This window comes from Neobacillus sp. WH10 (assembly GCF_030123405.1).
In the GTDB taxonomy this organism is placed as follows: Bacteria; Bacillota; Bacilli; order Bacillales; family Cytobacillaceae; genus Neobacillus.
Genome location: NZ_CP126110.1, coordinates 3,425,141 through 3,439,451, shown reverse-complemented (window position 1 = coordinate 3,439,451; position 14,311 = coordinate 3,425,141). Strand labels below are relative to the sequence as shown.

Sequence of the window (14,311 nt, the reverse complement as noted above, 5' to 3'; positions counted from 1 at the left end):
TTGTGCCTGTTATTTTGCAATGTGGATGAGCAGGGGAAAATTATCGAGGCTATTTTAGGGGAGAGAATAATCCCTGAAAAACAATATGATTATTTCTTTTATTTGATAGAAGACCCTGAAAAAGTTTCACAAAATATACCAAACTACCGAATTATCAATAATCAATTAAGTTTAGTTGAGTCCTAATTATTAGGGCTCTTTTTATTTTACCTATGAGGAGGCAAAAGAATGGATGGCAATAAGATAATCGTATTCATTAAAACTTTTTTCGGAACAATCGGTACTATATGGTCTTTCATCGTTGGGGCAATGGGTTGGGCGTTTCCTACTCTCGTAATTATGATGGCTGCTGATTTTGTTTCAGGTGTATCAGCTGGGGCTGTTAATGGCGGTGTAAGCAGTGCTAAAGGGCGGATAGGCTTTGTTAAAAAGGTTCATATCCTAATCATTGTCGGGCTAATTTACTTGCTTGAAAAAGGGATCCTTGGCACTCAACATCTAGGCGATGGAGTAACTGTTGCTTATATAGTTATTGAGTTTATCAGTTTAACAGAAAATGCGGGTAAATTAGGAGTTCCTCTTGGCCCAATCAAAAACTTTATCACTCTTTTAAAAGAAAAAGGAGAGGGTAAATAATGAGCTATCCAATTACTAGGGATTACATCAGCAAAGGCAATGCCCGGGGTGGCGAGCCGCTAACAAGTAGTAAGCCGAAATTTATTGTAGCGCATGATATAGGTAACGGAGCTTCAACAGCTTATCAAAATCGTACATTCTTTAATAGAGAGCAGCCAAATGCTTCAGCACATACTTTCATTGATGATAAAACAATCTTGGAAATCATCCCTTTAAATGAAAAAGCCTGGCATGTCATTTATAATGTACCGACAGATAATGCTTTGTTTGGGGATGACGCAAACGATATTGCTATCGGAGTAGAGTTGTGTTGGGGAGGCAGCATTAGCTTCCAGGAGGCATACAAGCGTTATGTTTGGTACATGGCTTATTTATGCTGTACTTATGGCTTAGATCCACGGACTAAAATTGTACCTCACTCCTTATTAGATCCTAAACGAAAGACTGATGTGGACAAAAATGCCTTTGCTAAAAACGGTATTACCTGGGCGCAATTTATCAATGATGTGTGTGACAACATGATTGATAGTTACTGGCACAAGGCTGATGGTAAATGGTATTTTTACCGAAATGGAGTCAAACAAACGGGATGGGTGCTTGATTGTAATAAATGGTACCTGCTTGATAAGAATGGTGTAATGCTAACTGGATGGCAGCAGGATAAAGGTAAGTGGTATTTACTTGGCTCTGATGGTGCTATGCTCACCGGTTGGCAGAAAGTAAATAATAAGTGGTATTACATGGATTCATCCGGAAAAATGCTCATAGGATGGGTATATCTAGGCGGCAAGTGGTATTACCTATATGCAAATGGAGAAATGGCTGTAGGTGAGATTGAGGTAAAGGGCTTTAAGTATCATTTACGGCCTGACGGATCTTTGCTTATTACAAATAAAGATGGTGTAATCCAGTAATGTAAAATGCCCCTTCTCATAGATGAGTTGGGGCGAACTTATTTAAGCTACTAGTTAAACAAAAAATGTTGAAAATAATTCAATGTATAAGGATTTTGCAACATAAATTATTTGAAATTCTTCTTCAACTATTGCACCCATTCGTTAAATAAGATTTTTAGAGATAAGGTATGCTAAAATCCGGACTGCGTGAAAATTATTATAAAAGCTACCCACAGAATGACAGCTAAATTGGAAATTAACCCAAGACTATATATCGTCCCGGCAGCTATTTCATTGAGAAATGTGAGAATCCTTTTCCGGTATATTATAATAGAAATTATACTCATGATGGCAAATAAACAAGAAAGAATAGCCCCTGTCCAATACTCCCAAGTATACCAAGTAGACCAAAAATGAAAGTAATAACCAAAGAAATAAGCTATGATGTTAAAAAGAAAAGGAATAACGAAAACTATTTTCCGATAGGCCGCTATTGCTAACACACTCAAAATAGGAAATGCAAAAGGGAATATTAACCCAGGCAAAAACTGAATGTGCCTTATATCCATAACAATTCCCCACGGTCTAAAGGAAATAAAGAAGAGAAAAAACCAAGTAACCACTATAAATCTCCACTTCATAAAATCAACCACCTCTATTAGTGTAATTTTACACTAATTGTAACACGTGGTTTATCTTCGTGTACATATAATTTGGTTTTATTTCCAACTGAATACTAATTCCTAACTGAACCAACCTCCCGATAGTTAAGAAGAAATTATGGCTTTACAAAAAAATTAGCCCTTCTCTTAATTGAGAGGGCCATTGTTTCCCACAATTTATAAATACATTCCTTCATAAGCTTTTACGTTTTTAAAAACTAATATGATGAATATTAGTTACCAATCCCCCCATAAAATAGCCACCCAACCACTTTGTATCTCATACCACATTACAAAGTCACTGCGTTCGTAATAATATGGATTTTCTGGATTTGTGATTTGATCAAAATATTTCATTATATTTTCTTTTGTCTCTGGAGCACCCATTTTTGTGGATACTGTGGAAAGAAAATCAATATATTGACCCATCCCATAAATACCATTATTTCTGGCAACTGCAATAGTTTCATCACCATTAGAAATCATAATCTTTGCGAAATCGTAATCAAACTGGACTGTATAACCATACTGATCTGCAACTTCTTTTATATTTTTAAATAACGGTGTTGTGGTTGGATCTGCTTTACCATCTGGTCCTAACGTTATGCCATCTACAACTGTATTACGTGCCATGTTTCCATTTTGATCGAAATAATATTGATAGCCTTGATGTTCAATCCAACCGGTTTGCATAATACCATTTGTTTCTAGGAAATATGTATAGTTTCCTAGCTGCAGCCAACCTGTTTTCATAGTTCCATTAGAGTTCAAGAAATACCAATTGGCACCGTCCTTAAGCCACCCAGTTTTCATAGCGCCAGAAGATTGTAGGTAAAACCACGTTCCGCCATCTTTCACCCAACCTGTTGCCATAGCTCCATTACTTTTTAGATAGTACCATGTATTACCATCTTTTACCCACCCAGTTTTCATAGCGCCAGAAGATTGTAGGTAAAACCACGTTCCGCCATCTTTCACCCAACCGGTTTTCATCACGCCAGAAGATTGTAGGTAATACCAAGTTCCGCTATCTTTTACCCAACCGGTTTTCATGGCACCTGAAGAATCAAGGTAATACCATGCTCCACCTGTATAAATCCACCCAGTTTTCATAACTCCATTAGAATCTAGGTAGTACCATGAATTTCCTTCAGCTAACCAACCTTTATGTACTTTGCCAGATGAATAATAATACCATTTACCACCGATGTTTTCCCAACCAGATTTAGCTACACTTGTAGTACTGTAAGTACTTCCACTTGAACTACCGCCATTATGATAATGATAGCCAGTGCACAATCCCTTTGCCTTTGATTTGTCACTACAATTATGCCCTCCATAGGCATCAGTTCTGCCGGAATGTGCAAAAGCAGAAATCGGTAGTGACGTTAAAACAATAAAGCAAATAAAAGCTAATAGTGATTTCTTCATTTTCCTCTCCCATTTCAGTTGATATTTTATATTAATGTAAAAATTATACAATTAAAGTATAGTAGAATTGTACCAGAATTGCTATAGAAAAATAGATAAATATTTTATTATATTAACCTCTCCTGATTTTTCTATAGAATGGATCAGTCAAATTAAGTAAATCACATCTGTGAGTTTAGCAATTTTCGATAGTACTATCTTTTAGTTTTTCAGAAATTATTCTCGCTATCTTATACTCAGCTTTTGTCCCTATTTGCCTAATACGTTCTGGTCCCACGTTTAACATTTTCCCAATAGTTTTTAATTTTTCCCTTTCTTTATTCACGCCATATATTTCATTTAAAATAAATTGCTCTTTGTCTGTTAAAAGATGTTTCATCTCTGTGTATATCCTAATAAATCGCCTGAAATCATCTGAATTTCTTTCGCCCAATATTTTATAATATGGTTTTAATTCACCTATTTTGTGTTTTTGGTTAGGACTACGTGATGATCCAATCATATCTAAATAAAATATTGCATCGTCTCTAGTCATTTTGTTTTCATAATTCATTCAAATAATTCCCCCTTAATAAGTTAATAGCTCTGACAATGTCAATTAATTGAACTGGGGCCAATCTATTATTCTTTTTGCTCTTCTTCCATGGCTTTTTTTATCCTGTACTTAGCCATTTTAATGGCTTGCTCTGGAGTGCTACCATAACAATTCCAAACCGTTAAAATTCCATTAGAAGCAGAAGCCTTACATTCATAGCCTAAATCCCATACTCGATACCTAATTTTTCCTCGTCGAAAATACCAAAACCAATCCCAAAATCCAACAATCCACCAATATATAATAATCACCTCTTTCTCATCTAAACTTCGACAATTTTCTATATATTTCCTATACCTAAATTTGGATATTTTGTGGCAAAATGAAAAAGCCCTTCTCTTAAATGAGAGGGGCTTTCTTTGGTTTCTCGTATTGTTTATTAAATCTTTTTTCTATTTATCATTTCTTAACAAAAATACAAAATTCCGTTAATAAAAGAGATTTATAATATTACATAATCCCATCCTCAGGAGGAATTAATTTGAACCTTTTTAGGTTAGTATTATTACCATTTTTTTTTATTTTTATGTGTGTTGCTTTACCTATAGGTATCAAAACCATTGGAGAGATAATTACGAAATTGTGTGCTTTTTATTTTACTTTATAAAAATTAGTTATTTGGAATATTGTTTTATTTATGGTTGCATATTAGGTCTTCTACGACTTAAATTTTCTATTCGGCATATTCAGATTAAACAAAAACCCCTATTTTAGGGCTTAAAAAGGTAAATTGTCATTCATAGATTTATTCCATTCTTCTATCTCTAGTTCCTTCACCAACTGTGTAATGTCTTGATCACCTTCCACAATCACTTTTTCTAACTCTGCACGGTAAGACAATTCTTTGTTTATTTGCTTCCAAAATTGTAAGGCAACATATTCCGGCTTTCTGCCTCTAAGCTGGAATGCTCCTTTCTTATAACCTCGGCTAGCTGCAGAATAATGTATCTCTATTATTATGGTATTATAATTCAATATTTTCACCTTTATTTGTAATGGTTTGCTTTAATAATTCATATTCTTCTGCTGTTATTTTGACATATTTCTTACGTCTTGAATGAATAAACGTTTCTTTAACTCTTTGTGATCTTGTTAAATAAATTGCCCAAATGATTAAGATAACAGAAGATATTATCGTTTCTTGGAAATATACAACTTTTCCAGAAAGTTCTGTAACGAATTCAAGAGACATAATGATAAAAACGTTAGTAATATTTAAATAAATAAAAGCACGTGGATATTCTTTATTCTTAGTGAAAAACAGGTATATCAAAAAAAGATTTATAAGAAAAACAAACACACAAGCTGAAAAAGGATAAAATGTTTCAAAATAAATGAGGTAGGCATATTCTGCTGAGTAGTCCATAATCAATGCATCGAAATCAAAATTTAGAACTATTCCTAAATTACGATAAAAAAAGGAAATCCCAATAATTAAACCACCGATTAATCCAATTGCATGTAGGACGAGCCAACCACCAATAGGTCTTGCTTTTTCCATATTTCCACTCTTTTCTTTTTTCTATTTTCTTGTGCTTTTTTTTAGCCTGTTTTTTTATTCGCTTGTCCTTATTCTGCAAAGAAGGAGGAAAGTCCTGCTAAATAATTTATTATGATTCCTCAATAATGTCTACACCCATGAAATCCTCGTCAAAAATAAGTTTGCTCATAAGATTGTCCACGATGCCGAAAAAGTACCCAAAAATGTTTTTCATGTGTTTCTTCATTATTATATGTTTCCTTTGCCTGGGGCATCAGGCGAACGGTGTATGAGTGTTGGCAGCACTACATACACCAGTTGTGCTCTTTTGTTTTTAGTGTTTATTTTCAGTGACTACGAGTGACCAAAAAGTGACCAACAGGTGAATTTTAGGTCACTTTAAAAATATTTAGTGACTGTTAGTGATATTTCTAATGATGTGAAATACCATAAAATCAAGGGCTTAATACTTATTGAATGCCTGTGACAGTAAAATTCTTCAAACGATATGATTGAAGTAGCATTAGAAGCTGCAATCAAGGAATAATGACGTTCATACCTCTTCCATAAAGGAAGGGGTTTTTTATTTTGAAAAGATAGATAAAGGAACTACAGTACATAATGGAGAATTATTAAAGACAATTACAAAGATGTGTGAGTAAAGGAGCGAGAGGTGAATAATGAAGGAGCAGCTCAAATTGGATATTACGGGAATGACCTGTGCTGCCTGTTCAACTAGAATTGAAAAAGTGCTGAATAAAATGGATGGCGTTGAAGCAAACGTCAATTTAGCAATGGAAAGTGCGGCTATTTCCTATGATAACGAATTAGTTTCTAGCAGCGATATTTTAACGAAAATTGAGACGCTCGGCTATGGTGCCAAAGAGAAAATTAAAAGGGAAACTAAGCAGCAATTAAAGGAGCAAGAAATTAACCAAAAAATGCAGAAATTTTTTCTCTCAGTATTTTTGTCCCTTCCGCTATTGTATTCCATGATTGCACATTTGCCCGTTGATATTGGCTTACCAATGCCTCAGATTCTAATGAACCCATGGTTTCAATTGCTCTTAGCTACCCCTGTACAGTTTTATATTGGCGGCCAGTTTTACCTTGGAGCCTATAAAGCCCTTAAAAATAAAAGCGCAAATATGGATGTCCTTGTAGTATTAGGAACTTCATCTGCTTATTTCTATAGCATTGCCGAAGGAATTAAAACAATTGGAAACCCTTTTTATATGCCGCATCTTTATTTTGAAACGAGTGCAGTTCTTATTACCTTAATCCTTTTAGGAAAATTATTTGAAACAACGGCAAAAGGAAGAACGACGATTGCAATATCTAAGCTGTTAAACCTTCAAGCAAAGGAAGCGACAGTATTAAGAGAAGGAAAAGAACTTCATATCCCAATTGAAGATGTTAAGGTAGCAGATCGAATACTAGTGAAGCCAGGAGAAAAAATTCCTGTTGACGGCATAATCTTATTAGGACAATCTTCTGTTGATGAATCGATGATTACTGGTGAATCCATACCAGTAGAAAAATCTGTTGGTGACACCTTAATTGGTTCCACGTTTAATAAAAATGGAACCCTGACAATGAAAGCGACGAAGGTTGGGAAAGAAACTGCACTCGCTGGCATTATCAAGATTGTCGAAGAAGCACAGGGCAGTAAAGCGCCAATCCAACGGCTCGCGGATACCATATCTGGTTACTTTGTCCCAGTCGTTGTCGCCATTTCTTTGTTGACATTCTTTATTTGGTATCTTTTTGTAAATCCAGGGGATTTTCCTTTAGCATTAGAGACGTCGATCTCGGTTCTTGTGATTGCCTGCCCTTGTTCCCTTGGACTGGCTACACCAACATCCATTATGGTCGGTACCGGGAAGGGAGCAGAAATGGGCATTCTATTTAAAGGCGGGGAGCATTTAGAAACAGCCCATAAAATTAATGCAATCGTGCTTGATAAGACTGGAACGATTACAAAAGGAAAACCTATTGTTACTGATTTTATTGCTTATCAGGATGAGAAAAAAGTTTTGCAATACATTGTATCAGCTGAAAAGTCATCGGAACATCCCCTAGCAGAAGCCATTGTAAAGTATGGGATGGAAAATAGAACGAGTACGCTGCCTGTAAAACGGTTTAAGGCAATACCAGGATACGGGATTGAAGCAAAAATTGGGAATGATGAAATATATGTTGGGACTCGAAAGCTGATGTATTTAAAAAGCATTGCATACACCGAGATTGAAAAGGATGTGCTTCGCTTTGAAACCGAAGGGAAGACGGCTATGTATATAGCGATTAATTCTACCATCATGGGAATGGTGGCTGTGGCTGACACCGTAAAAGAAACGGCAAAGCCAGCAGTGCAACAATTAAACAAATTAGGTATTGAAGTGTATATGCTTACTGGTGATAATGAACGTACTGCAAAAGCAATTGCTGCAGAGGTTGGTATCCAAAAAGTAATTGCTGAAGTCCTCCCAGAAGAGAAGGCCAATCATGTGAAAGAACTTCAGCTAAAAGGGATGAAAGTAGCAATGGTCGGGGATGGGATCAATGATGCACCTGCACTAGCTGTTGCAGACATCGGCATTGCCATTGGCACTGGAACAGATGTGGCAATACAAGCGGCCGACGTTACAATACTTGGCGGGGAACTGACTTTGATTCCAAAGGCAATTGTTTTAAGTAAGAAAACAATGCAAAACATCCGTCAAAACCTTTTTTGGGCGCTTATCTACAATTCCGGAGGAATTCCAATTGCTGCCCTTGGATTGTTGGCTCCATGGGTGGCAGGCGCTGCCATGGCCTTTAGTTCTGTATCCGTTGTTACAAACTCCCTTCGGCTGAAGCGGTTAAAAATATAAAAACTAAGAGTAAAATTGGAACTTCACTTACCTTTTTAGGGTGATACCCTTTATCTTTAAAAAGGGATTTTAATTCGTTTCTTATTATTTTTATTAACTTTTCTTTGTTAATTTTATAAAAAAAATGTTATTCTAATCACTAAGGGTTTACTTTTTAGAGGATTTAAAAATAGCTTTTGATAATGTTAACAACAATCTAGCTGTTTTGAACTTTACAGTGATTGTACAGTACATATTTTTATGGTGAATGAAAGTGGTGAAAGCTTTGGATGAAAAGAATATGGAACAAAAGAAAGTTGATGAAATTAAAGTAGAACAAGAGCAAGTGACAGAAAACAAATCCGGTTATATACGCTTGAAAAAGTTTCATTTTATTATGCTGTTATTTTTGCTTGTTTTTCTATCGGCAGGGATTACTACATTTGCTTTGGCATTTGGAAAGGAAAAAGTAGTCTCGGTAGCGCCGGGAAGAACAGAATTCAATAAATTATATGAAGCATATGATACATTGAAAAATGGATACTACAAGGATGTGAACCAACAAAAGCTCATTAATGGTGCGATTGATGGTATGGTTGCATCACTAGATGACCCATATTCTGACTACATGAGTAATGAAGAAGCGAAAAGCTTTCACAGTAATATTTCTTCTTCCTTTGAAGGAATTGGTGCAGAAATTCAGGAAAAAGAAGGCCATATCATAATTGTTTCTCCGATTAAAGGATCACCTGCTGAAAAAGCTGGCTTAAAACCAAATGATATGATCATATCTGTCGATGGAAAAAGCTTGCAGGGAATGAATTCAACTCAAGCTGTTACCTTAATCAGAGGGAAAAAGGGAACAAAAGTCGAATTATCAATTCAACGACCTGGGACAGATGCGCCGATGACTGTACCGATTATTCGTGATACAATCCCGATTGAAACCGTTTATGGTGAAATGATAGATGACACCATTGCTAAAGTTCAAATTACAAGCTTTTCAACTAATACATCAAAAGAACTTGTGACAACTTTGAATGATTTACAGAAAAAGGGTATGAAGGGTCTGGTATTAGACTTGCGTCAAAATCCAGGGGGATTATTAGACCAAGCAATTAGTATTACAAGCATGTTTGTTCCTAAAGGAAAAATCATTGTGAAAGAAGAAGACCGAAACGGAAAGATTAAGGAAATTCCTTCACAAAATGATGGGAATCCTGATTATCCTTTAGTTGTTTTAATTGATAAAGGAAGTGCCAGCGCATCAGAAATTTTCGCAGCTGCTGTAAAGGAATCGGCTGGTGTACCACTTGTCGGCGAGAAGTCTTTTGGAAAAGGAACGGTACAAACCGCAGCAGATTTTAAAGACGGCTCAAACCTTAAATATACGATCGCAAAGTGGTTGACACCAAATGGGAATTGGATTCATAAAAAAGGAATAATGCCAGATGTGGAGGTTGCCCTTCCAGAATATGCAACATTACCAATTATTAATCCGGATAAGGAACTAGCATTATCTACCTCATCAACTGATGTTCAAACAGCACAGAAGATGTTAAAAGCTGTAGGTTATGACCCAGGACGTGAAGACGGATTTTTTGATGAAAACACAAAAGAAGCTGTTATCGCCTTCCAAACAGCCCAAGGTCTCCCTGCTGATGGGGTATTAAAAGGTGATTCAACAATGAAACTAATGGATCTTTTACGAGAAAAAATCAAAACAAATGATACTCAATTACAAAAAGCAGTTGAGGTTTTAAAAGGAAAAATGAAATAGTCAATGAACCCGATTCCGTTAGGAGTCGGGTCAACTTTTTTAACTATCCATAAAAAGAAGGGAATTATGATGAAAAAAGCGGAAGTTTATATATTATCAGGGTTTTTAGGCAGTGGAAAAACAACTTTATTAAAACGATTACTTCAGGATGAACGGAGCGCAGGAAGAAAAGTAGCAGTCATGATGAATGAATTAGGAAAGGTATCGATTGATTCTGATTCCATAAATGATGATGTAGCTTTGAAAGAGCTTTTAGGCGGCTGTATTTGCTGCTCGATATCGGACAAGCTTGAAGCACAGCTTCAAGGTTTATTAATGGATGTAGTGCCAGACGTAATTTATATTGAAACCACCGGAGCGGCTCATCCCGTTGAGGTATTGGATGCCATTCTATCCCCGTTGTTTGCAGATAAATTAGTGATTAAAGGCATTATAACGACGGTAGATGGAACAAGGTGGAAAAACCGAAAAACACTAAGCCCGCAGCTGCAACAGTTGATCCTAGAACAGGTAAGACATGCTGACTTTATTATTATTAACAAGATGAATGACTTAAAAGAGATGGAACAAGGTAGTATTACCTTTGAAATTCAATCAATCAATCCCAAGGCAAGGTGCCTGCTGACAAATTATTCACAGATTTCTATTGCGCAGCTCAGAAATCTGTCGGTTTCATTTGAAAAGGAATCAGTACACTTAGATTTGAACTTGTCAACCTTTGTTTACCAATTTAAAAAAGCTATTAACCATATGAGTTTTGAAGAATTTTTAAAAGAATTACCTGATACGATATACCGCATTAAAGGATATGTGAAGTTTGATTATTCAGAGCAGCCTTTTTTATTTCAATTTTCCTATGGAATGCCTTTATACATGAAGGAAGATATGAATATGCCGTTAAACCTGGTATTTATCGGCGAAAATATTGATTGGAATGTGATGCAAGAAAAACTTGCCAACCTCGAAAAAAAAGATAAAAATTAGCCATGGATGAATGATAATTTCCTCTTCAGGTAACTCTTTTAATGTAGCTAAAATCCATTAAAAGGGGGTCTTGGATGAAGAAGTCAGCTTGTTTACTCGTTTTAATTTATTTCCTCCTTAATGGACAAGGGGTTCAGGCAGCATCTGATATTAGCTATAAAATTGAAATGCTGAACTGGAAAGAAGTAAATCATTTATTACCTAAATATACAAAATTTACGGTTTTGGATGTGGAGACAGGAAAACGCTTTAAAGTTCAAAGACGTGCGGGCAGTCATCATGCTGATGTTCAGCCGTTAACTCCAAAAGACACGAAAGTGATGAAAAAAATATACAGCGGAAAGTGGAGCTGGAAACGCCGAGCAATAATTGTTATTCATAAAGACCTATGGATTGCAGCATCGATGCACGGTATGCCCCATGGTGCAGGAGCACTAAAGAATAATTTTCCAGGTCATTTTTGTATACATTTCTTTGGGAGCACGACCCATCGGACGAATTCAATGGATCTCTCCCATATGCTTATGGTTATGAAGGCATCTGGTAAATTAGACGATTATCTTGGTAGAGCGAATCCATATGAAGTGATTAACGCTTATGTAGCAGGCCTAAAGCAGCAGGATCCAGTAATTACTTCCCAAGTCTCTTTACAAAATATTAAATGGAAGCCTATTTTAGGGAAGGTTGAAAATATTAAAATATCGCGATTAGAGCTTTTGCCCCCTGAGGATTTAACTGAAGAAATTAGTTTAGATGTTCCTGCAGTGGTTGATTGGGACATTAAAGACAGGGGCAGGCACACATTTAAAGGAAATATTCATTTGGTAAGATTTTCGCCTGTTGATGCTTGGAAAGTGGACTCGCTGGATTTTTTTAAAGAGAATAATCTTCCATAAGAAAAAAACACCTTTATATGAGGATCCTCCCAAGAATAAAGGTGTTTTTATGTGTAATTAAATCTGTTCCCCGAACTTGATAAAGGTCAATTCATCCTCAATTAAGCCGCAGGCACCACATTGTACCCGATAATCCGGCCCATTGTATGGGAGGTGAAAGGGTTCCAACTCATTTTCACCATATTCCCTGACAACTACCCCCGATTGTGGGTCAAGCTTGACAGACTGTGAAATTTGTTGAATGATATTAAACCGGCTGCGATTTGTTTTGCAATTTGGACATTTGTATGGAGTAGACATAAGTTTCTCCTTTCGTAGTATTGCTAAAATCTATTTTTTGCAATAATGTTAGTAAATATGTAACAATTCATGTGTGAGTGTAAAGGGAGGATTTGTTTGGCGATAGTAAACATAAATTTTGATCATTTATTAGAGGAATACCGCTCGATTTGGAACAACCGAATATTAGCAGCAGGTAATAAAACAAGTGAAGAGACGTTAACCGAGGCGATAAAACGAGAACTTTTAGATGAAAACTCACATCCAAGAATTAGAAAAAACAAGTATGAAAAATATTATTCGGCAGTAAAGAGGGTAATGGATTCGCCGGTCTCTAATGATACCAAGGTACAATTAATAAAAATGCATATTGAAATCATGGAAGAAATAAGTTAGGGGAGAATGATTGTGAAGAAGCTTTTTTCTATTTTATTAACAGTTATATTTCTTAGCCTTGCCGTTTCCTGCGGGCAGCAGCAAAAAGAAAAGGCAGGACAACTACCTGAAATGGTAAATGTAGACTTGTCAATTAAACCTGCGACTGGAGAATTAAATAAGCCAATTACTTTTGAAGCGAAGGTCACACAGGGAAATGAAGAAGTAAATGATGCTGATAGTGTGGTCTTCGAGATTTGGCGCGCAAATGACGAAAAACATGAAAAGGTAGAAATTAAACATGCGGAAAATGGGGTTTACCGACTCGAAAAGACTTTCCAGCAGGAAGGAACGTATTATATTATATCTCATGTAACGGCAAGGGATATGCATAATATGCCGAAAAAGGAATTTATCGTTGGGACACCAAGTGAACCTGAAGATTCAAAAGCAAAAGAGTCGATGGATGGAATGAATAAGGATGACCAAGATCAATCAACTGAAGGCCAGTAAAAGCCCTTAATAAAAGACAGCCTCGGCTGTCTTTTTTACGACTCTTTTTTTGCTCTAAAATTAACTTTTGCTTCGTTACTAATTTTTTCTTTGACTTTGTCTTTAATTAAATCAGATATATCGCCTTCATAGGTTGAGCCAATATTTAATTTTCCTGATAACTCTTTTATCCCTAATTGACCAAAATTATTGGCGTAATCCAAACGTTCAATTACGATTTTATCTACTTGCAGATGCTCAATTTGAATAGTAGGAGAGCTTTCAATTTCCTTTGGGGGAATGTTTAATGCGGCCTTTGTGTCCGCTTTCACTTCACTGATAATGGCTTCTAAATCTGAAACCTTCTTCTCCAAATCTGATATTTTCTTCGTTAAGTTTTTACTCGAAGTGAACAAGCGAAAGAAAAATCGCATAAGAACCCTCTATTCAGAATTGGTTTGTTCAAAGGAAATGGGGATATTTTCTATATCATCTTGATGAATTGGCATGACAATGTATAAAACACCTTGACGAATTTCTGTTTTGATTTTATTAATCAGAATAGGATAAGGAAGCGTTACTTCCTTTTTAAAATGGCGATTGGCACGTTCTTTTAGATAATATTTACGATTCTGATTTAAAGCTTTATATTCTCCATTAATAGTCAAAAGCTGTTGTTGGATTGAAATATGAAGATCTTCTTTTGCCACTCCAGGTATCTCTGCCTCGATCACAAGTTCATTATTTGATTCATATAGGTCACACTTTGGGATAAATTCTGCAACAGTTGAAAAATGAGATAATGAGGGTGCTTTCTGATTCTGGTAATCGAAAATATTATTCCAAAAATTTTCTGATTGGATTTGTTGGGCGGCATCCATCCATTTTTTTAATTTATCGATCTCCATAACTTCGCTCCTTCCTAATGACCCTTTAATTCATCTTATTAATTA

At 35.9% G+C, this 14,311-nt stretch carries 17 protein-coding genes and 1 pseudogene; 10 read left to right on the top strand and 8 right to left on the bottom strand.

The window, feature by feature from the left end; translation table 11 throughout:
* From QNH20_RS16400 to QNH20_RS26980, 4 genes and pseudogenes are all read left to right on the top strand, one after another.
* Window positions 1-186, top strand: a complete 186-nt coding sequence (locus tag QNH20_RS16400; protein ID WP_283919051.1) for a hypothetical protein — start codon at window positions 1-3, stop codon at window positions 184-186.
* 42 nt (window positions 187-228) lie between these two features.
* On the top strand, window positions 229-636 hold the full coding sequence (locus tag QNH20_RS16395; protein WP_283919050.1) for a phage holin family protein: 408 nt from the start codon (window positions 229-231) through the stop codon (window positions 634-636).
* Window positions 633-1,145: pseudogene (locus tag QNH20_RS16390) on the top strand (peptidoglycan recognition protein family protein); the annotation flags it as partial. The gene QNH20_RS16395 and the pseudogene QNH20_RS16390, both read left to right, overlap by 4 nt.
* Before the next feature lie 9 nt (window positions 1,146-1,154).
* Window positions 1,155-1,550 carry an N-acetylmuramoyl-L-alanine amidase family protein gene (locus QNH20_RS26980; protein ID WP_349632720.1) on the top strand — a complete coding sequence of 132 codons (396 nt, stop codon included), beginning with the start codon at window positions 1,155-1,157 and terminating at the stop codon, window positions 1,548-1,550.
* An 881-nt stretch (window positions 1,551-2,431) separates the two neighbouring features.
* On the opposite strand, the gene QNH20_RS16380 is transcribed toward QNH20_RS26980, so the two are convergent.
* The 5 genes from QNH20_RS16380 to QNH20_RS16360 form a co-directional block, all read right to left on the bottom strand.
* Window positions 2,432-3,625 carry a YHYH domain-containing protein gene (locus QNH20_RS16380; RefSeq protein WP_283919049.1) on the bottom strand — a complete coding sequence of 398 codons (1,194 nt, stop codon included), beginning with the start codon at window positions 3,623-3,625 and terminating at the stop codon, window positions 2,432-2,434.
* A 175-nt stretch (window positions 3,626-3,800) separates the two neighbouring features.
* The gene (locus QNH20_RS16375; protein WP_283919048.1) at window positions 3,801-4,178 is read right to left on the bottom strand and encodes a sigma-70 family RNA polymerase sigma factor; all 378 of its coding nucleotides are present in this window, start codon (window positions 4,176-4,178) and stop codon (window positions 3,801-3,803) included.
* A 68-nt stretch (window positions 4,179-4,246) separates the two neighbouring features.
* On the bottom strand, window positions 4,247-4,471 hold the full coding sequence (locus QNH20_RS16370) for a hypothetical protein (RefSeq protein ID WP_283919047.1): 225 nt from the start codon (window positions 4,469-4,471) through the stop codon (window positions 4,247-4,249).
* Between the two features lie 466 nt (window positions 4,472-4,937).
* Entirely contained in the window at window positions 4,938-5,195 is a 258-nt protein-coding gene (locus QNH20_RS16365; protein ID WP_283919046.1) for a hypothetical protein, read from the bottom strand.
* Entirely contained in the window at window positions 5,185-5,721 is a 537-nt protein-coding gene (locus tag QNH20_RS16360; protein ID WP_283919045.1) for a DUF2569 family protein, read from the bottom strand. Before QNH20_RS16360 ends, QNH20_RS16365 begins: the two co-directional genes overlap by 11 nt.
* A gap of 659 nt (window positions 5,722-6,380) precedes the next feature.
* Between QNH20_RS16360 and QNH20_RS16355 the strand changes: the two genes are divergently transcribed.
* The 4 genes from QNH20_RS16355 (at window position 6,381) to QNH20_RS16340 (ending at window position 12,212) form a co-directional block, all read left to right on the top strand.
* On the top strand, window positions 6,381-8,573 hold the full coding sequence (locus tag QNH20_RS16355; protein WP_283919044.1) for a heavy metal translocating P-type ATPase: 2,193 nt from the start codon (window positions 6,381-6,383) through the stop codon (window positions 8,571-8,573).
* Between the two features lie 280 nt (window positions 8,574-8,853).
* Window positions 8,854-10,332: a lmo1851 family serine protease gene (locus tag QNH20_RS16350; RefSeq protein WP_283919043.1), complete on the top strand. Its 1,479-nt coding sequence runs from the start codon at window positions 8,854-8,856 to the stop codon at window positions 10,330-10,332.
* Window positions 10,333-10,401: 69 nt separating this feature from the next.
* The gene (locus tag QNH20_RS16345; RefSeq protein WP_283923432.1) at window positions 10,402-11,316 is read left to right on the top strand and encodes a CobW family GTP-binding protein; all 915 of its coding nucleotides are present in this window, start codon (window positions 10,402-10,404) and stop codon (window positions 11,314-11,316) included.
* Between the two features lie 74 nt (window positions 11,317-11,390).
* Window positions 11,391-12,212, top strand: coding sequence for a hypothetical protein (locus QNH20_RS16340; protein WP_283919042.1), 822 nt, complete (start codon window positions 11,391-11,393; stop codon window positions 12,210-12,212).
* 57 nt (window positions 12,213-12,269) lie between these two features.
* Here the strand turns inward: QNH20_RS16340 and QNH20_RS16335 are convergent, their stop codons facing one another.
* Complete coding sequence (locus QNH20_RS16335; protein WP_283919041.1) at window positions 12,270-12,512, bottom strand: DNA alkylation repair protein; 243 nt, start codon at window positions 12,510-12,512, stop codon at window positions 12,270-12,272.
* Window positions 12,513-12,608: 96 nt separating this feature from the next.
* Between QNH20_RS16335 and QNH20_RS16330 the strand changes: the two genes are divergently transcribed.
* Together QNH20_RS16330 and QNH20_RS16325 are read left to right on the top strand one after the other, a co-directional pair.
* Window positions 12,609-12,887 carry a hypothetical protein gene (locus QNH20_RS16330; RefSeq protein WP_283919040.1) on the top strand — a complete coding sequence of 93 codons (279 nt, stop codon included), beginning with the start codon at window positions 12,609-12,611 and terminating at the stop codon, window positions 12,885-12,887.
* A 6-nt stretch (window positions 12,888-12,893) separates the two neighbouring features.
* Window positions 12,894-13,379, top strand: a complete 486-nt coding sequence (locus QNH20_RS16325; protein WP_349632681.1) for a FixH family protein — start codon at window positions 12,894-12,896, stop codon at window positions 13,377-13,379.
* Between the two features lie 35 nt (window positions 13,380-13,414).
* On the opposite strand, the gene QNH20_RS16320 is transcribed toward QNH20_RS16325, so the two are convergent.
* A complete protein-coding gene (locus tag QNH20_RS16320; RefSeq protein ID WP_283919038.1) occupies window positions 13,415-13,732 on the bottom strand; it encodes a hypothetical protein in 318 nt (105 codons plus the stop codon).
* A gap of 69 nt (window positions 13,733-13,801) precedes the next feature.
* Entirely contained in the window at window positions 13,802-14,266 is a 465-nt protein-coding gene (locus QNH20_RS16315; RefSeq protein WP_283919037.1) for an Hsp20/alpha crystallin family protein, read from the bottom strand.
* Window positions 14,267-14,311: the final 45 nt, after the last annotated feature.